Source organism: Bacillus sp. Y3 (assembly GCF_008123875.1).
Lineage (GTDB): Bacteria > Bacillota > Bacilli > Bacillales > Bacillaceae > Bacillus > Bacillus altitudinis.
Window position 1 is genome coordinate 367,145 of record NZ_VSSC01000005.1, and the last position, 17,630, is coordinate 384,774.

A 17,630-nucleotide genomic window follows, 5' to 3' on the forward strand; every position below is an offset into this window, starting at 1 on the left:
GGCAGTCACTCCCACTCTTTTAAAATTTGTTGATAAGCTTCCACTGGGTTTGTGGCTTTTGTGATCGATCTTCCCACAACAATCTGTGAAACACCCTGCTCTTTGGCAAAGGCAGGTGTCGCCACACGCTTTTGGTCATCCGTTTGATCATTTGGTAAGCGAATTCCTGGCGTCACAGTGAGAAAGGAAGGAGAGATTTGTTCATGAAGCTGTTTTGATTCATGAACAGAGCACACCACACCATCAAGTCCACTTTCATATGCCAATTGTCCATAATGAAGCACAGCCTCTTGCAATGGGCGGTTAATTAGTAATTCTTTTTTCATCATATCTTCTGACGTGCTTGTCAGCTGGGTCACTGCAATAATACCCGGGCGATTTTGGCCGGCAGGGGTTCCGCTTTCAAGCCCCTCTAAAGCCGCCTGCATCATCCTTTTCCCGCCGGCTGCATGCACATTCACCAAATCAACACCAAGTGCAGCAAGCCTGTTCATCGCTTTTTGCACAGTTGTTGGAATGTCATGAAGCTTCAGATCAAGGAAAATACGGCAATTTTTTTCTTTCAGTGCGTCAATAATGGCAGGACCTTCTTGGTAAAACAGCTCCATGCCGACCTTTACGAATAATGGAGTGCCTTCAAAACGATCTATAAAGGCGTGCGCCTCCTGTCCTGATGGAAAATCAAGCGCGATGATGGGCAAGTGCTTCATGTTTCCAGCTCCTTCCGATGCATTCCTCTACAGATGAATACCCATAAGCCGCTAACACATTCGGCAGTTCATCAATGATTTCCGGGCAAATAAATGGGTTCACAAAATTGGCTGTCCCAACAGCTACCGCACTTGCGCCAGCTAGTAAAAATTCAAGTACATCTTCAGCGCTTTGCACGCCGCCCATCCCAATAATCGGAATAGAAACGGCCTGACTGACCTCATGCACCATTCGGATGGCAACAGGTTTTACAGCAGGACCTGATAATCCACCTGTTTTATTGGCAAGAATGGGTTTGCCTGTTTTTAAATCTAAACGCATCCCAATCAAGGTATTGATCATGGTGAGTCCATCCGCTCCAGCCGATTCAATCGCTTTAGCAATCTCAACGATATTGGCTACATTAGGTGACAGTTTCACATAAACAGGAACGGAGGAAACTTCCTTAACGGCTTTTGTCAATGTAGCCGCCATTTCTGGATCGGTCCCAAAGGCAATTCCGCCTGTTTTCACATTCGGACACGAGATATTCAGTTCAAGGGCATGAACATTGCTTGCTTGACTAATTTGCTTTGCTACTTCAACATAATCATCAACTTGTGATCCAGCAACATTGGCAATAATAGGGGTATCGAACTGCTCAAGCCAAGGTAATTCATGTTCAAGCACGCCTTTTAGACCTGGATTTTGGAGACCAATCGCATTCAGCATACCGGCTCCTGTCTCAGCTACCCTAGGTGTCGGGTTGCCAAATCTCGGTTCAAGGGTCGTGGCTTTAATCATGATGCCGCCCAGCAAGGAAAGGTCATATAATGATGCGAATTCTTTTCCAAATCCAAAACAGCCTGATGCAGGAATGATTGGATTTTTTAAAGATAAGCCGGGTAATTCGATGTTTAGCATGATAGCGCCACCTCCTCCGCTTTAAAAACAGGTCCATCCAGACAAACTTTAACGTACGGTTTCTCGTGCTGATCGGTATGACAGACACAAGCAAAGCATGCACCGATTCCGCAGCCCATTCGTTCTTCCATTGAAATATAGACAGGCTTATCGGGATAAGAGTCTTTTAGTGCTTTTAACATAGGTGTCGGTCCACAGGAAAGCAAGACATCAAAGTCCAGCTCATTCTCTTCAATGACATTTGTCACGAAACCTTTCGAACCATATGTCCCATCAACGGTTGCGATAAACGTATCTCCGAGTGCTTGAAACTTCTCCTCATAAAATACATCCTTTTTCGATTGAAAACCGAGAACATGTTTTACGATGACGCCTTTTTTCGTTAACCGCTTAGACAGTTCATATAACGGAGGCACACCGATTCCTCCACCGACTAATAATGCAGTCTGTCCGGCCTGAACGACTGAAGGGTCATAGCCGTTTCCAAGCGGTCCTAACACATCGACTGACTCTCCCGCCCGCTTTTGGGAAAGGAGCTTTGTGCCCTCTCCCTCTGCGCGGTAAATGATGGTTGCTTCTTGCTTTTCGGCATGAATGTTGGCAATACTGATCGGTCTTCTCAGCAGCGGTGTCATGGATTCACTGACCTTTATATGAAGAAACTGTCCAGCTGTTTGAAAGGATTCAACAAGATCACCCTTTAATGTCATTTCGTAAATATGATCAGCGATCTCTCGGTTTGAGACGACCGTCAAGTATGCTTTTTTCATATCGTTACTGTCACCTCAGCATTCGTTTTCACTTCTGGCATTTCATCTGCTCTAAATGTCATGCTCTCTAGCACTCTTAAAATCGCTTCTGCTGTATCTAGTGACGTTAAGCAAGCGACACCATTTTCAACAGATTCACGTCTAATTCTAAAGCCGTCTCTTGCCGGCTGTTTTCCTTTTGTTAAGGTGTTGATGACAAATTGGGCTTCACCATTTCGAATGACATCCAGCAGATTCTTTCCTTCTTCTCCTATTTTGCCGACAACACTTGATGGAATGGAAGCTTGTTTTAAGTAATTCGCTGTTCCTTCTGTTGCTAAAATATGATAGCCGATGGAATGGAATCTTCTTGCAATCTCAAGTCCTTCTTCTTTATCTTTATCAGCCACTGTCAGGAGAACCGTTCCGTCTTTTGGAATTTGAATGCCTGATGCAATCAATCCTTTGTAGAGGGCTTTTTCGATTGTGACATCTTTCCCCATGACTTCACCTGTTGATTTCATTTCAGGCCCTAGTGTAATATCTACTCTTCTTAGTTTTGCAAAAGAGAAGACTGGAACTTTCACATATACGCCTTCTTGCTCAACATGAAGCCCTTCTTGGTAGCCATAGTTTTTCAGTTTTTCTCCTAAAATAACCTTTGTAGCCAAGTTCGCCATTGGAATGCCTGTAATTTTACTTAAGAATGGGACAGTCCGGCTTGAACGCGGATTCACTTCAAGTACATACACTTCACCTTTTGATAGCACAAATTGAATGTTCAAAAGTCCAATGATGTTAAGGCCTTTTGCGAGTTTAATCGTGTATTCTGCGATTTTCGCTTTGATGTCCTCAGACAAAGTTTGCGGCGGGTAGACCGCAATCGAGTCTCCAGAGTGAACTCCGGCTCTTTCAATGTGTTCCATAATGCCTGGTATGACAACCGTTTCTCCGTCAGACACAGCATCTACTTCAATTTCTTTTCCTGTCAAATACTTGTCAATGAGCACTGGGTGCTGCGGATTGACTTTCACCGCATTCTCCATGTAGTGAAGGAGCTCAGCTTCTTGATACACAATTTCCATTGCACGGCCGCCTAATACATAGGAAGGACGGACAAGCACGGGGTAACCGATTTGATTCGCAATCGCTACTGCCTCTGGCACAGACGTTGCTGTCTTACCTTTTGGCTGCGGCACGCCGAGAGTTTCTAATGTTTGTTCAAACTTGTCACGGTTTTCCGCACGGTCAAGGTCTTCAAGCGATGTTCCAAGTATCTGAACCCCTCTATTTGATAATTCATCTGCTAAGTTAATCGCTGTTTGTCCGCCAAACTGAACGACGACACCTTCTGGTTGTTCAAGGTCGATGATGTGCATCACATCTTCTACAGTGAGTGGTTCAAAGTAGAGCTTATCTGAAATACTAAAGTCTGTTGAGACGGTTTCAGGGTTGTTGTTAATAATAATGGCTTCATAGCCTGCTTGTTTGATTGCCCACACTGAATGAACGGTCGCATAATCGAATTCAACCCCTTGTCCGATTCTGATTGGACCTGAGCCTAGCACGATGACACTTTTCTTATCTGTTCGTTCGGATTCATTTTCATCTTCATATGTGCTGTAGAAGTACGGTGTTTCTGATTCAAATTCTGCCGCACATGTGTCCACCATCTTATACACAGGAACGATGCCTGCTTCTGTTCTTAGGTTGTAGACATCTGCCTCATTCATATTCCATTCGCGGCTAATATAAATATCTGAGAAACCTTTTTCTTTCGCTTCTTTTAAAACGTCTACATTGCCTTTGTTTTCTTTTAGTGTCTTTTCAAAAGCGATGATGCCTTCCAGTTTATGAAGGAAGAAGTAATCAATTTTCGAGAATTCATGAATCTGTTCGACGGTATAGCCTCTTCTTAGTGCCTCAGCGATATAAAACAGACGCTCATCTCCTGCTTTGATAATCCGCTTTTCAAGCACTTCGTTTGTAATGTCCGCTTCGTCTTTTAATTCAATGTGATGCACATCCGCTTCAAGTGAACGAACAGCCTTTAAAAGAGACTCTTCTAATGTGCGGCCGATCGCCATGACTTCACCCGTTGCTTTCATTTGTGTTCCAAGTCGTCTGTTGGCAGATTCAAACTTATCAAACGGCCAGCGCGGGATTTTTGAAACAATATAGTCGAGTGCTGGCTCGAACGCTGCATATGTTTTACCTGTGACTGGGTTCATCATTTCATCAAGTGTTAGGCCAACTGCGATTTTCGCTGCAAGTTTTGCAATTGGATATCCAGTTGCTTTAGACGCAAGAGCAGAAGAACGGCTCACGCGCGGGTTTACTTCGATAATATAGTATTGGAAGCTGTCTGGATCAATCGCCAGCTGTACGTTACATCCGCCTTCAATGCCAAGTGCACGGATCAGCTTGAGTGACACATTACGAAGCAGCTGATATTCACGATCACTTAGCGTTTGACTTGGTGCCACAACGATACTGTCACCTGTGTGGATGCCGACAGGATCAAAGTTTTCCATGTTACAAACCACAATGGCATGATCTCCGCTGTCACGCATAACCTCATATTCAATTTCTTTAAAACCTGCGATACTTTTTTCAAGCAAACATTGTGTCACCGGACTTAACTTCAGTCCATTCTCGACGATTTCTTTTAATTCTTGCTCATTTGTACAAATTCCGCCGCCTGTTCCGCCTAGTGTATAGGCTGGTCTAACAATGACCGGGAAACCGATTTGATCTGTGAATGCCATCGCTTCTTCAAGGTTATGGATGATTTCACTTTCTGGTACAGGTTCATTTAATTCATTCATTAGATTACGGAATAAATCTCTGTCCTCTGCTTTTTGAATAGCTGACAGCTTTGTGCCTAGTACTTCAACACCGCATTCAGCGAGTACACCAAGATCTGATAATTCAACAGCAAGGTTCAATCCAGTTTGTCCGCCAAGTGTTGGCAGAATCGCATCAGGACGTTCTTTTCGAATGATTCGTGTTAAAAATTCTGGTGTCAGTGGTTCGATGTATACCTTGTCGGCCATTTCCGTATCTGTCATGATCGTCGCAGGGTTAGAGTTCACAAGAACGACTTCATAGCCCTCTTCTTTTAGCGCTAAACAAGCCTGTGTGCCTGCATAGTCAAACTCCGCTGCCTGACCGATGATGATTGGACCTGAACCGATCACTAAAATCTTTTTGATATCTACGCGTTTTGGCATACTTCTTCCCCTTCTTTCTCAGTTGTATGAATCATGTCCATGAACTCGTCGAATAAGTAGTTCGCATCTTCTGGACCCGGTGATGCTTCTGGGTGATACTGGACAGTGAATGCTGGTGCTTCTTTATGTTTTAATCCTTCAATGGTATTGTCATTTAGCGCAATATGTGTGACTTCAAGCACGTCTTCATTAATGGCGCTAACCGTGTAGCCATGGTTTTGAGACGTCAAGGTTACCTTGCCAGTTGCTAGTTCTTTGACTGGATGATTGGATCCTCTATGCCCAAATTTCATTTTTTCTGTACTTGCGCCGCACGCAAGCGCGAATAACTGGTGTCCCAGGCAGATACCAAAGAGTGGTACCTTTCCAATCAGCTGCTGAATCATTTCAACCGCTTCTGGCACATCGACTGGGTCTCCAGGTCCGTTTGAAAGCATGATGCCGTCTGGTTTTAACTGTAATACTTCATCTGCCGTGATATTGTATGGCACCACAATGACATCACAATCTCGCTTATTGAGTTCGCGCAAAATGCCATGCTTCATGCCGAAATCGACAAGCACAATTCTTTTTCCTCTTCCTGGGCTTGGATACGCATTTTTCACAGATACTTGGCTTACTTGATCTGTTGGTAGCTGCATCGTTTGAAGGCGGCTTACAACGTCTTCTACTTGTTCATCCGGTCCTGCAAAAGCTCCTCTTAATGTACCTGCACTTCGAATCATGCGCGTGAGCTTGCGTGTATCAATGCCGCTAAGACCCGGGATATTTTTCATTTTTAAATACTCATCAAGTGAGTATGAAGAGCGCCAGTTTGAAGGCTTTTCACAAAGCTCTTTCACGATCAGCCCTTTCACAAACGGTGTGATCGATTCAAAATCATCACGGTTAATGCCATAGTTGCCGATCAGCGGGTAAGTGAGTGTGACAATTTGTCCGCAGTACGACGGGTCAGACAAAATCTCTTGATAGCCTGTCATCCCTGTGTTAAAGACGACTTCTCCGACTGACGGTTCTAAGCTGCCAAAGCCTGTTCCTTCGAATACTGTTCCGTTTTCTAGCACTAAGCGTCTCTTCATTTTACTAGTCTCCCCTCTTCATAAACGACTTCCCCAGATGCAAGTGTCATGACCGGCCATCCTGATACAGTCAATTTGTCAAACGGTGTATTTTGTCCTTTAGATAAGAAGCTTTTTTTGTCAATTGCCATTTCTTTGTTTAAATCAATCAGTGTGATATCAGCGATTTGACCTTCTTCCAGCTTTCCGTATGGAAGAGCAAAGGCTTCTGCTGGTTTGATGGTCATATAATCAACAAGTTCTTTTAATGTCCATTCCCCTGTTTTCACAAAACGTGTGTACAGAAGCGGGAACGCTGTTTCAAGTCCAACAATCCCAAAAGGTGCCCTCTGCATCGTTTCGTTCTTTTCTTCTTCTGTATGCGGTGCATGGTCTGTGGCGATAAAATCAATCGTGCCATCTAAAAGCCCCTCGATCAGTGCCTCGCGATCTTCTGCTCCTCTGAGCGGCGGATTCATTTTATAGTTTGTGTCAAGACATGGAATGTCTGCATCACATAAGAGCAGGTGATGTGGCGAGACCTCAGCTGTCACACGAATGCCTGCTTTTTTTGCATCGCGTACCACTCGGACGGATTCCTTTGTGCTGATATGGCATACATGATAATGACAATTCGCTGCTTCTGCTAAGAGGACATCTCTTGCAATATGCACCGATTCACAAATTGACGGTATCCCGTTTAACCCATTTGCTTTTGAAAAGTCTCCTTCATGAACGCATCCTCCATAAATGAGTGAGTTATCTTCACAGTGCGCCACTATGGCTTGATCAAGGCTTGCTGCCTTTTTCATTGCTTCGTACATCATGCCTGCGGTTTGAATACCAACACCGTCATCCGTAAAGGCAAATGCGCCCGCTTCTTTTAACGCTGCAAAGTCTGTCATCTCTTCGCCAATTTGTCTCGTCGTGATGGAAGCGTATGGCAGTACTCTTACAGAGGAGGTCTCGTTGATTCGATTCATCAGCCATTCCATTTGTTCTTTTGTATCTGGAACTGGCCGTGTATTTGGCATCGCTGCAATGGTCGTATACCCGCCTCTTGCTGCTGCCTTAGAACCTGTTTCAATGGTTTCTTTTTTCTCGCCGCCTGGCTCTCTTAAATGCACATGCAGATCAATCAAACCTGGTGATACAAATAGCCCTGCTGCATCAATGACTTCTTCTCCGTCTTCTCTTTCTAAATGACCCATTGCTTGAATCACTTTTCCTTCTACCCTAATATCCTGCTGCACTCTTTCCCCTGTGCTTGTTAAGATAAAACCGTTTTTAATGAGATATGACATAGACAGAATCTCTCCCTTTTTGATGTAGTCTGCTATTTTGAAAAGCCCTTTTTAACACAGCCATTCGGATATACACACCATTTTCCATTTGTTTAAAAATCCTTGACTGTTTTGACTCTACTAATGAATCATCTATTTCAACACCTCTATTTACTGGTGCTGGATGCATAATAATCGCTCTTTCTTTCATTTTGCTTGCCCTGTCTACTGTTAATCCATAAGTCGATAAGTAACCCTCGTTGCCCATCTTTTCTGAGTGCCTTTCATGCTGAATTCTCAGCAGCATCACCACGTCAGACCGCTTCATGGCTTCGTCCACTTCGACATACATTCCATGAGGATTTTGTTCATCTTGGAAGGATGCTGGTCCTGAAAAGAGCACTGTCGCTCCTAGTCTTGCGAGGACTTCAGCATTGGACCTTGCCACCCTGCTATGTTTGATATCACCATGAATCGAGATGGTTAAGCCTTCAAAACCGCCAAACTCTTCGAAGATCGTCATCAAATCCAGCAATGATTGGGTAGGGTGCTGACCGCAGCCATCTCCCGCATTAATGATTGGAATCCCGACCTTCCCAATCAGCTCTTTGTAATATTCGTCTGTACTGTCTCTGATGACACATGCCTTGACTCCGATGGATTCAAGTGTTTTCACTGTATCGTAAAGGGTCTCTCCCTTTTGAACAGAGGTACTTGCTGCGTCTAGGTTCAGCACATTCATTCCAAGTTTCTTCTCTGCCACCTCAAAGCTAAAACGCGTTCTTGTACTTGGTTCAAAGAAGAGGTTCGCTACAAATTCACCTGCTAAACCATGTTCCTGTTTCCCTTTTTTCAATGCACATGCTTCTTCAATCAGCTGTAAAATTTCTTCCTTTGACAAGCTGCTCATTGTCGATAAATCATTCATTTTTTCTGCCCCCTCTAGTTTTTCATCACTTTCAGGTTCAAAAAAACCCTAAGCCTCGGCAGCTTAGGGTTCTCCAAAAGAAGCAGGGGTGCTTTCGCACGTTCTGCTCCGTTTAGAACCCTTGTCAGCCTCACTGGACTTCTTTTAAAAGGTTTTCGGTATTCGATTCATTTGACTCATCATCTTCTGCCTTCTGATGCGGCAGAATCAGGTTTAGCAGGACGCCAGTAATGGCAGCGAGTGCCATTCCTGACAGCGTCAGATTGATTTGTTTCACCTCAATGAATGCCCCGCCAATTCCAATGACTAAGATGACTGATGCGATAATGAGATTGCGCTTTTCTTCAAAATTCACTTTATGATCAATCAGGATTCGCAGTCCGCTTGAGGCTATGATTCCAAAGAGCAGGAACGAAACGCCCCCCATAACCGCGGATGGTACTGTACTGATTAATGCTGAAATTTTCCCAACAAAGCCGAAGCAGATCGCAAACACCGCTGCTCCGCCGATGACGAAGATACTGAACACTCTTGTGATCGCAAGGACGCCAATGTTCTCTCCATAAGTCGTTGTTGGAGGTCCGCCGATGAGTGAAGCGAAGATTGTCGCCGCACTGTCTCCTAAAATGGAGCGATGAAGACCTGGCTTTTTAATAAAATCTTGTCCAACAACTTTGCTTAACACGACTTGATGGCCGATGTGCTCAGACATGGTCACAAAGGCAACCGGCACCATCACTGTGAGAATGCTTAAAGTCACAGCAGGTGTATAGTCGACAAATGGCACAACAAAGTCTGGTACAGCAAACCATTTTGCAGCAATGACCGGCTGGAAGTTCACAATGCCTTGTGTTAAGGCAAAGAGGTAGCCGCTGATAATGCCGATTAAGACTGGAATCAAGCTAAGGAATCCTCTTAGGAAGATCATACTAATAATGGTGACAGCGAGTGTGAAGCCTGCAACCATTAAGTGCTTCAGGCTGTAAACAAGCTCCTTTGCATTCGGATCCACGTACATCGCCATGTTAACAGCTGTTCCAGCGAGTCCGAGTCCGATGACCATAATGACGGGTCCTACAACGACAGGCGGCAGAAGCTTCATTAGCCAGCCTGTGCCAAGCCATTTGATAAATAATGCGATGAGTGCATATGCCACACCAGCCATAAAGGCACCTACCATTGCGGCTCCAGGGCCGCCGGTGGCTTTTACATTCAAGATAGGGGCGATAAAGGCAAAGGACGATCCAAGATACGCCGGAATCTGCCCTCTTGTGATGATTAAGTACACAATGGTTCCAACCCCGCTTGAGATGAGCGCTACGGCTGGGCTCATATCAATGATCTTTGGTACAAGAATGGTTGCACCAAACATGGCAAACAAGTGCTGCAGGCTGAGTGACAGCCATGTGAACGGTTTTGGGATATCTCGAATGCCTAAATTGGCTTTTTGCTGACTCATGATTTTCCTCCTAGATGTGTCCTTTTTCATTAAAAAAGCCTCTTTGCGAGTATGCGCAAAGAGGCCTAGAAAAACCGTACACGTCACTTTAGTCGTGTGCTCGGTGTCCCTGTTATTGCCCTCTTTGCAAACTCTCTGGAATGCATTTAAAAAGGTTATTTTTCATATATAGCGACAAGGTCGTTTTGATCTACTTCATTGAGCTGAACCATGACTGTCTCAGCTTTTGATGTCGGGATGTTTTTCCCGATATAATCCGCTCGAATCGGCAACTCCCGGTGTCCCCGATCGACTAGAACAGCTAGCTGAATGGAAGATGGTCTTCCTACATCCACAAGCGCATCCATAGCTGCTCTCACCGTTCTGCCTGTGAACAGAACATCATCCACGACAATGAGTGTTTTGTCATTAATGTCAGCTGGAATGTCTGCACCCTTGACAAGCGGGTCTTGATTCTCTGTCTTTTTTGTCAGGTCATCACGGTATAGCGTAATATCCAGTTCACCCACAGTCACGGGGTTTCCTTCAATTTGCTCAATGCGCTCTGCAAGGCGCTTTGCAAGATGAATACCTCTTGTCTTGATCCCGGCCAGGATGACATCCTTCATCCCTTTGTTGCGCTCAATCATTTCATGTGCAATACGGGTAAGCGCTCGTCTTATCGCTTGTTCATCAAGAATGACTGCTTTTTGTTCCATCTTTTACACCTCTTTTTGACAAATAAAAAGCCCCTTCTGCAAAGGGCAGAGAGGGGCGCTCATTTGTGCATACTCGTGCACAAATTGATCCGTTATCCTTCTCAGCCTCTCTGGACTGTTTTAAAGAATCTCAATTTCTTCGTTTATTATTTCAAAAAAAGAACGGTCTGTCAATCGTTATTTCTTAATGAATCGATAAAGCCCCTCATATCAGCTGGAATTGGAGCTGTAAACTCCATATATTCTCCTGTTCTAGGGTGATCAAATCCTAACACGCCTGCATGTAGCAGTTGTCCATTGAAATCAACCGTTTTTCTCGGGCCATATTTTGGATCTCCGGCAAGCGGATAGCCAATGTATTTCATATGAACACGAATTTGGTGGGTTCTTCCCGTTTCAAGGCGGCATTCTACAACGGTAAAGTCTTTAAAGCGCTCCATCACATCAAAATGAGTGACTGCCTGCTTTGCATTTTCTTTTGTGACCGTCATGCTTTGGCGATCTTTTTTGTCTCGACCTATTGGTGCATCAATCGTTCCAGTATCATGCTGAATGATGCCATGAACAACGGCTGTGTATTTTCTAGTGACCGTTTTCGCCACCAGCTGATTGACGAGTGATTCATGCGCCATATCATTTTTTGCGACCATTAAAAGCCCTGACGTATCTTTATCAATCCGGTGGACAATTCCTGGTCTCATCACACCATTAATGCCTGACAAATCATTGCAATGAGCCATGAGGCCATTGACAAGAGTACCTGTCACATGTCCTGGTGCTGGATGAACGACCATTCCTCTTGGTTTATTGACCACTAGTACATCTTCATCCTCATAATAAATATCAAGATCCATTGATTCCGCTTCTACATCTAGTGCTTCTGGATCTGGAATCTCTACTTTGATTTGATCTCCAGCTTGTACTTTATAATTGGCCTTCACTTGTTTTCCATTTACTTCGATGAGCCCATCTTTCACCCACTGCTGGACTTGGGTTCTTGACCATTCTGGTTCAGTTGTGCTTAAAAATTTATCAAGCCGTTCACTTGTTTGTTCTTCTGAAACGGCAATGTTTACTTGATTCATGTAGTTGACTCCTTATTTTTCTTTCCATCTAACAGCATTTGAATAAAGAGCAGAATGACCCCCACACATAGAGAGGAATCTGCGATATTAAAGATTGGATAATGATAATCCCCAAATACGAAATGAGCAAAATCAACCACTTCTTGACGGAAAATACGGTCAATAAAGTTTCCAATCGCTCCGCCAAGCATTAAGGCAAGCGCTACGCCAAGTAGCTTGTCCTTTTGTCCATGTTTTTGCAAATAATAAACAATTCCTGCAATAACAACGAGTGTGATCACATAGAAAAACCACATTTGTCCTTGGAGAATCCCCCATGCGGCTCCTGAATTTCGGTGGGATGTGATGTAAAAGAAGCCATCAATCACAGGAATAGAATCACCGAGCATCATATGTTTGACAATGAGCCATTTTGTTAATTGATCTAAACAAATTATCACGAATGCGATTATGTAATAGAACACACACGTTCCTCCATCTTCATACTTTGGTCTTTAAGCATTTTATCAAGAAAACAGGAAGGAGTAAAGAAACTTTAGTTGACAGACAAAAACCTCCCTACATGTGGAAGGCTTCGAAATGAGAATCGTTTGATTCGTGAGGATAAGGGGTGAATGCTTTTTTCTCGTATTGCTTATGATATAAAAAGTCGTCAGTCGTACGAGCTGTCGGAAGAATACTCATTTGTTCAATGGGCATTGTAAGCCCTGTCGCCTCACATATGCCATAAGTTCCTTGTTCAATTTTTGCAATCGCGAGCGAAACATCTTGCAGTTCTTCTTTGATGTGATAAAGAAGCGTGGTCGTTTTTGCTTGATCGAACGTGACATGTTCAGCGGGTGAACGCAATGATGCATATTCAAACAGTTTCGATTGCAGTTCTTCTCTCATTTGAAGGAGTTCCATGTAAATCGTCTCTAGATCGCCATTCATGTCGCTGTTTCAACTCCTGCCCTGTCGTGATAATCATATTGTTGCCCCGCCTGTTCACTTTAAAGCCATAAGATTTTTCCTTTCGTTCTAAACGCTGTCATTTTCTCTATATCAAAAACGCCCCGCTATATGCGGGGCGCTAGTTGGTGATATTGTGCTGTTAATTCTGGTAATATTTCTCCACAATTTCAGCATTTTTGAGCGACAATGTTGGGTATTTTGGATTTGCGCCAACATCTTTTGAAATAATGCGGGAGCGTTCGCACAGTTCGCCTTCTGCTTTTTGAACAACAATACGTCCTGATGTATATTCAGGCGCTGATGCGTCTGCATGTTTCTCATCTTCTACTGTTAATTCAGAAATGATGAAGAGCTGCTTCACATCTTCTTTAATGGATGCAAGAAGGTTTTTTACTTCCTCTGTTGCATAAAGGGTCACACTTGCTTCAAGTGAACGTCCGATGACTTTCTCATTACGCGCAATTTCCAGCGCTTTTAGCACATCGTCACGTACTTCCATAAAGCGGTCAAACTTCACTTCTGTCGCTTCTGCTTGAGGAACAGCTACACCTTCTGGCATATCTGTTAACTGAACACTTGGCTCTTCAACAAAGCTTAAGTGGCTCCATAGTTCATCTGCTGTATGCGGAAGAATTGGTGCTGTCAGCTTCACTAACGCCATTAATGTTTCGTAGAAGACCGTTTGCATGCTGCGGCGGTCTGGATGATCCGCATGCTCAATGTATACCACATCTTTTGCAAAATCGAGATAGAAAGAGCTAAGCTCAATCGTACAGAAGTTGTGGATGGCATGATAGACAACCGCAAATTCGTAATCATCATAAGCTTTTTTCACTTTATCAATCAATTTGTTTAATTTGATTAAGATATATTGATCCACTTCGCGAAGCTCTTCGACCGGTACTGCATTGACTGCTGGATCAAAGTCAAACAGGTTACCATGCAAGAAGCGGAACGTGTTACGGATTTTACGATAAACTTCTGCGACTTGTTTTAAAATGTCGTCAGACACTGGATGATCGGCTTGATAGTTGACAGAAGATACCCAAAGTCTAAGAATCTCCGCACCAAGCTGCTTCGCCACTTTCGTCGGATCGATCGTATTGCCTAATGATTTACTCATCTTGCGCCCTTCTTTATCAAGCGTAAAGCCATGGCTGAGAACACCTTTATATGGCGCTTTTCCAGTGACAGCAACTGCTGTAGATAAAGATGAGTTAAACCAGCCGCGATATTGATCAGAACCTTCAAGGTAAAGGTCTGCCGGACGAACCAGGTCATCTCGTTCTTCTAATACCGCTTGGTGAGAAGAACCAGAATCAAACCATACATCCATGATATCTTGCTCTTTTGTAAATTCACCGCTCGGGCTGCCTGGATGTGTAAAGCCTTCAGGCAATAATTCTTTTGCTTCTTTTTCAAACCAAATATTTGAGCCATGTTCTCTAAATAATTGAGAAACGTGCTGAATCGTTTCATCTGTGATGATTGGCTCACCATTTTCAGCATAGAAGACCGGGATTGGAACGCCCCATACACGCTGTCTTGAAATGCACCAGTCACCTCTGTCACGCACCATATTGAACAGGCGCGTTTCGCCCCAAGCTGGAACCCATTTCGTTTCTTTAATATTATCTAATAGTGCTTCTCTGAAATCTTTAATGGAAGCAAACCACTGAGCAGTTGCACGATAAATTGTTGGTTTTTTCGTTCTCCAGTCATGCGGATAGGAGTGCGTGATAAAGTCGAGCTTTTTCAATGCGCCTTTTGCTTCAAGCTGTTCTGTGATGGCTTTATTGGCATCCTCGTAGAATAGTCCTTCAAAACCAGGTGCTTCTTCTGTCATCACACCTTTTTCATCTACTGGACATAACACATCAAGACCGTACTTCATACTTACGATAAAGTCATCTTCCCCGTGACCTGGCGCTGTGTGAACACAGCCTGTTCCTGCATCTGTTGTGACGTGATCGCCAAGCATCACAAGAGAATCTCTATCGTAAATTGGATGTGCTGCAACGACCTTATCTAATTCTTTACCTTTTAACGTTTTCACAACTTCGTACTCTTCAAAGCCAAGTGTTTTTGCCACTTGTTCAACTAGTTCAGATGCGATGACATATCGCTCAGCACCCACTTGAAGCACACTGTACTCTAGGTTTGGATGTACACAAATGCCAAGGTTTGCAGGAAGTGTCCAAGGTGTTGTTGTCCAGATGATGAACTGCTCGCCGTTTTCAAGTACGCCTTTGCCATCTTTCACTTTAAATGATACGTAAATCGATGGTGAACGTTTGTCCTTGTATTCAATTTCTGCTTCAGCAAGTGCTGATTCACTTGATGGAGACCAGTTAACAGGCTTAAGACCTTTGTAAATATAGCCTCTTTTCGCCATTTCACCAAAGACAAGAATTTGCTGCGCTTCGTATTCAGGCTTTAATGTCACATATGGATTGTCCCAGTCTGCTCTTACGCCCAAACGCTTAAACTGATTGCGCTGACCTTCGATTTGTTTCCAAGCATACTCCTCACATAGTTTACGGAATTCTGCTGTCGACATTTCTTTGCGTTTGACTTTTTTATTTTTCGTAAGGGCTGTTTCAATCGGTAAGCCATGTGTATCCCAGCCCGGTACATACGGTGCATGGAATCCATTCATTGATTTAAAACGGACAATAAAATCTTTGAGGATTTTATTGAGTGCGTGCCCCATATGAATGTCACCATTCGCATATGGAGGTCCATCATGCAAAATAAAGGTCGGGCGTCCTTTTGTCCGCTCTAAAACCATTTGATAGATGTCTTTTTCTGCCCACTCCTCTTGGATTTCAGGCTCTTTGTTCGGCAAGTTTCCTCTCATCGGGAATTCTGTTTTTGGCATTAATAAGGTGTCTTTGTAGTTCATACCTATTCCTCCACATGCAAATTCGTATTAAAAAACAATAAAAAAAGCCCTCTCATCCCATAAGGGACGAGAAGGCTTGTCTCGCGGTACCACCCTTTTAGACAAGCGCTATGAAATAACCGCCTATCCACTCTAAAATCGTAACGTGATCAGACGCCTTTTCTTACTCATTCATTTCAGAAAAGGAACTAAAGGGGTGATCTCATTGCAGCGTTTCGTAATGTCAGGCTTCCACCGTCCCTGATTCGCTTTATTACGCATGTGACCGCTGCGAGTGTCCCTTTCAAACGTTTATCTCTTGTTAATTTATGATGGTATTATATGCAACATGAGCACGTCATGTCAAGATGATGCGCTTATTCTTTTTCGTCAAAGACAGCGTCAACTTCATATTCCAGCAAATGATCCCAATCATCATTTTTCAGAAGATCAAGCTGAGCTTCGATGAGCATTTGGAAACGAGTTCTAAAGACTTTCGACTGTTTCTTGAGCTCTTCGATTTCCATTGCAATCTTTCTTGATTTTGATAACGCTTCGTTGATAATACGGTCTGCATTTTTCTCAGCTTCACGAATGATCAATTTCGCTTCTTTATCAGAATGACGCTTCACGTCTTCTGCTGCTTCTTGCGCCACAAGAATGGATTTGTTTAATGTTTCTTCAATTGTTGCAAAATGGCCTAGTCTTTCATCAAGCTCGTTGACTTTGTCTTCAAGCTCATTCTTTTTGCGAAGTACGATCTCGTAATCTTTACGTACTTGGCTTAAAAACTCATTTACTTCATCTTCGTCATAGCCGCGAAAACTTTTTGTGAACGTTTTATTATGAATATCATTAGGTGTTAATGGCAATCTTGCCACCTCCAGATTCAAATTCGTTATGTCAGAAGCTCAAATGTTACTTTGAATTTATCTTTTTTTGTCTTCCCATCAATTGTTTTTAAGCTAAAGCGGCCAAATCCCCTGACAGAGAGCTGATCACCTTCACCAATTGTAAAGGAAGGGTCTTCAGTGACTTTCCAGTTTACTTTAACAAGACCATTTTTGACCAAAAGTTGTGCTTTTTGCCGAGACTGACGGCTGACAGCAGCACATACAGCGTCAAGCCGCAGTGAAGAAATCGTATCTTCTTTGATATCGGTTTTGCTGATGACTGGCTGTATATCTGCCTTGCTGATTTCCTCTAATGAAACAGACGCTCTGCCGACATGCGTCAGCTGAGCCCGAACAAAATCGGCAACATCGCTTGTACAAATAAATTGCACGTTGTCCTCTGAAAACAACAAATCACCGAATTTTTGACGCTTCAGGCCTGTCCCAATGAGCGAACCGAGAAGATTTGGGTGTTCTATCGAAATAAACTTTTTCGCATAGTTCACCTGAAAATAAGTCAGCTCGAAATCCTGTATAGACGGTGCTAAATAATCAGGATAGATCAAAGCCCTTTTTCGCTCTGCTTCCTCATACCCGCCAAAAAACATGAGACCCAGTTCATCAGAATGCTGAATCACGGACTGGGTAATGAACTGCTCACGCGGATCAAGAAAATCTGTTAATTTCATTCGATATTGATCGAGTGCGATGTTTTTCCAGCCTAATACTTGGTCGACAAATGGCTGTTCGTCTTTTCTAAAATGTTGATAAATATCGCTCATTTTGTTCCCC

Annotated in this window: 15 protein-coding genes; all 15 read right to left on the bottom strand. The window is 43.5% G+C overall.

Going from position 1 to position 17,630, the window contains the following annotated elements:
- Nucleotides 1-5: 5 nt before the first annotated feature.
- Nucleotides 6-710 carry an orotidine-5'-phosphate decarboxylase gene (gene pyrF, locus FXF70_RS14140; protein WP_007499705.1) on the bottom strand — a complete coding sequence of 235 codons (705 nt, stop codon included), beginning with the start codon at nucleotides 708-710 and terminating at the stop codon, nucleotides 6-8.
- Nucleotides 682-1,614, bottom strand: a complete 933-nt coding sequence (locus tag FXF70_RS14145) for a dihydroorotate dehydrogenase (protein WP_017359348.1) — start codon at nucleotides 1,612-1,614, stop codon at nucleotides 682-684. The genes pyrF and FXF70_RS14145 overlap by 29 nt, the downstream gene beginning before the upstream one ends.
- Nucleotides 1,608-2,384: a dihydroorotate dehydrogenase electron transfer subunit gene (locus FXF70_RS14150; RefSeq protein WP_007499709.1), complete on the bottom strand. Its 777-nt coding sequence runs from the start codon at nucleotides 2,382-2,384 to the stop codon at nucleotides 1,608-1,610. Before FXF70_RS14150 ends, FXF70_RS14145 begins: the two co-directional genes overlap by 7 nt.
- Nucleotides 2,381-5,596 (bottom strand): carbamoyl-phosphate synthase (glutamine-hydrolyzing) large subunit, encoded by a 3,216-nt coding sequence (carB, locus tag FXF70_RS14155; RefSeq protein WP_035700695.1) that lies wholly within the window; start codon nucleotides 5,594-5,596, stop codon nucleotides 2,381-2,383. The genes FXF70_RS14150 and carB overlap by 4 nt, the downstream gene beginning before the upstream one ends.
- Nucleotides 5,581-6,675 carry a carbamoyl phosphate synthase small subunit gene (locus FXF70_RS14160; RefSeq protein WP_019743288.1) on the bottom strand — a complete coding sequence of 365 codons (1,095 nt, stop codon included), beginning with the start codon at nucleotides 6,673-6,675 and terminating at the stop codon, nucleotides 5,581-5,583. Before FXF70_RS14160 ends, carB begins: the two co-directional genes overlap by 16 nt.
- A complete protein-coding gene (locus FXF70_RS14165) occupies nucleotides 6,672-7,958 on the bottom strand; it encodes a dihydroorotase (protein WP_148780455.1) in 1,287 nt (428 codons plus the stop codon). Before FXF70_RS14165 ends, FXF70_RS14160 begins: the two co-directional genes overlap by 4 nt.
- Nucleotides 7,942-8,865, bottom strand: coding sequence for an aspartate carbamoyltransferase catalytic subunit (locus FXF70_RS14170; RefSeq protein WP_017359350.1), 924 nt, complete (start codon nucleotides 8,863-8,865; stop codon nucleotides 7,942-7,944). Before FXF70_RS14170 ends, FXF70_RS14165 begins: the two co-directional genes overlap by 17 nt.
- 130 nt (nucleotides 8,866-8,995) lie before the next feature.
- The gene (locus tag FXF70_RS14175) at nucleotides 8,996-10,324 is read right to left on the bottom strand and encodes a solute carrier family 23 protein (protein ID WP_017359351.1); all 1,329 of its coding nucleotides are present in this window, start codon (nucleotides 10,322-10,324) and stop codon (nucleotides 8,996-8,998) included.
- A gap of 155 nt (nucleotides 10,325-10,479) precedes the next feature.
- Nucleotides 10,480-11,022 carry a bifunctional pyr operon transcriptional regulator/uracil phosphoribosyltransferase PyrR gene (pyrR, locus tag FXF70_RS14180; RefSeq protein WP_007499718.1) on the bottom strand — a complete coding sequence of 181 codons (543 nt, stop codon included), beginning with the start codon at nucleotides 11,020-11,022 and terminating at the stop codon, nucleotides 10,480-10,482.
- A 170-nt stretch (nucleotides 11,023-11,192) separates the two neighbouring features.
- Nucleotides 11,193-12,107, bottom strand: a complete 915-nt coding sequence (locus tag FXF70_RS14185) for an RluA family pseudouridine synthase (protein ID WP_007499719.1) — start codon at nucleotides 12,105-12,107, stop codon at nucleotides 11,193-11,195.
- On the bottom strand, nucleotides 12,104-12,571 hold the full coding sequence (lspA, locus tag FXF70_RS14190) for a signal peptidase II (protein WP_008344942.1): 468 nt from the start codon (nucleotides 12,569-12,571) through the stop codon (nucleotides 12,104-12,106). The genes FXF70_RS14185 and lspA overlap by 4 nt, the downstream gene beginning before the upstream one ends.
- Before the next feature lie 94 nt (nucleotides 12,572-12,665).
- Complete coding sequence (locus tag FXF70_RS14195) at nucleotides 12,666-13,040, bottom strand: TraR/DksA family transcriptional regulator (RefSeq protein WP_007499721.1); 375 nt, start codon at nucleotides 13,038-13,040, stop codon at nucleotides 12,666-12,668.
- Between the two features lie 160 nt (nucleotides 13,041-13,200).
- Nucleotides 13,201-15,966, bottom strand: a complete 2,766-nt coding sequence (gene ileS / locus FXF70_RS14200) for an isoleucine--tRNA ligase (protein WP_148780457.1) — start codon at nucleotides 15,964-15,966, stop codon at nucleotides 13,201-13,203.
- Between the two features lie 356 nt (nucleotides 15,967-16,322).
- Nucleotides 16,323-16,817 carry a DivIVA domain-containing protein gene (locus FXF70_RS14205; protein WP_008344947.1) on the bottom strand — a complete coding sequence of 165 codons (495 nt, stop codon included), beginning with the start codon at nucleotides 16,815-16,817 and terminating at the stop codon, nucleotides 16,323-16,325.
- 26 nt (nucleotides 16,818-16,843) lie between these two features.
- Nucleotides 16,844-17,620, bottom strand: coding sequence for a YlmH family RNA-binding protein (locus FXF70_RS14210; protein ID WP_008344948.1), 777 nt, complete (start codon nucleotides 17,618-17,620; stop codon nucleotides 16,844-16,846).
- Nucleotides 17,621-17,630 lie beyond the last annotated feature (10 nt).

Coding starts and splice junctions, on each gene's coding strand:
- pyrF (WP_007499705.1), bottom strand. CDS start 710: ATGAAGCACTTGCCCATCATCGCGCTTGATTTTCCATCAGGACAGGAG.
- FXF70_RS14145 (WP_017359348.1), bottom strand. CDS start 1,614: ATGCTAAACATCGAATTACCCGGCTTATCTTTAAAAAATCCAATCATT.
- FXF70_RS14150 (WP_007499709.1), bottom strand. CDS start 2,384: ATGAAAAAAGCATACTTGACGGTCGTCTCAAACCGAGAGATCGCTGAT.
- carB (WP_035700695.1), bottom strand. CDS start 5,596: ATGCCAAAACGCGTAGATATCAAAAAGATTTTAGTGATCGGTTCAGGT.
- FXF70_RS14160 (WP_019743288.1), bottom strand. CDS start 6,675: ATGAAGAGACGCTTAGTGCTAGAAAACGGAACAGTATTCGAAGGAACA.
- FXF70_RS14165 (WP_148780455.1), bottom strand. CDS start 7,958: ATGTCATATCTCATTAAAAACGGTTTTATCTTAACAAGCACAGGGGAA.
- FXF70_RS14170 (WP_017359350.1), bottom strand. CDS start 8,865: ATGAATGATTTATCGACAATGAGCAGCTTGTCAAAGGAAGAAATTTTA.
- FXF70_RS14175 (WP_017359351.1), bottom strand. CDS start 10,324: ATGAGTCAGCAAAAAGCCAATTTAGGCATTCGAGATATCCCAAAACCG.
- pyrR (WP_007499718.1), bottom strand. CDS start 11,022: ATGGAACAAAAAGCAGTCATTCTTGATGAACAAGCGATAAGACGAGCG.
- FXF70_RS14185 (WP_007499719.1), bottom strand. CDS start 12,107: ATGAATCAAGTAAACATTGCCGTTTCAGAAGAACAAACAAGTGAACGG.
- FXF70_RS14195 (WP_007499721.1), bottom strand. CDS start 13,040: ATGAATGGCGATCTAGAGACGATTTACATGGAACTCCTTCAAATGAGA.
- ileS (WP_148780457.1), bottom strand. CDS start 15,966: ATGAACTACAAAGACACCTTATTAATGCCAAAAACAGAATTCCCGATG.
- FXF70_RS14210 (WP_008344948.1), bottom strand. CDS start 17,620: ATGAGCGATATTTATCAACATTTTAGAAAAGACGAACAGCCATTTGTC.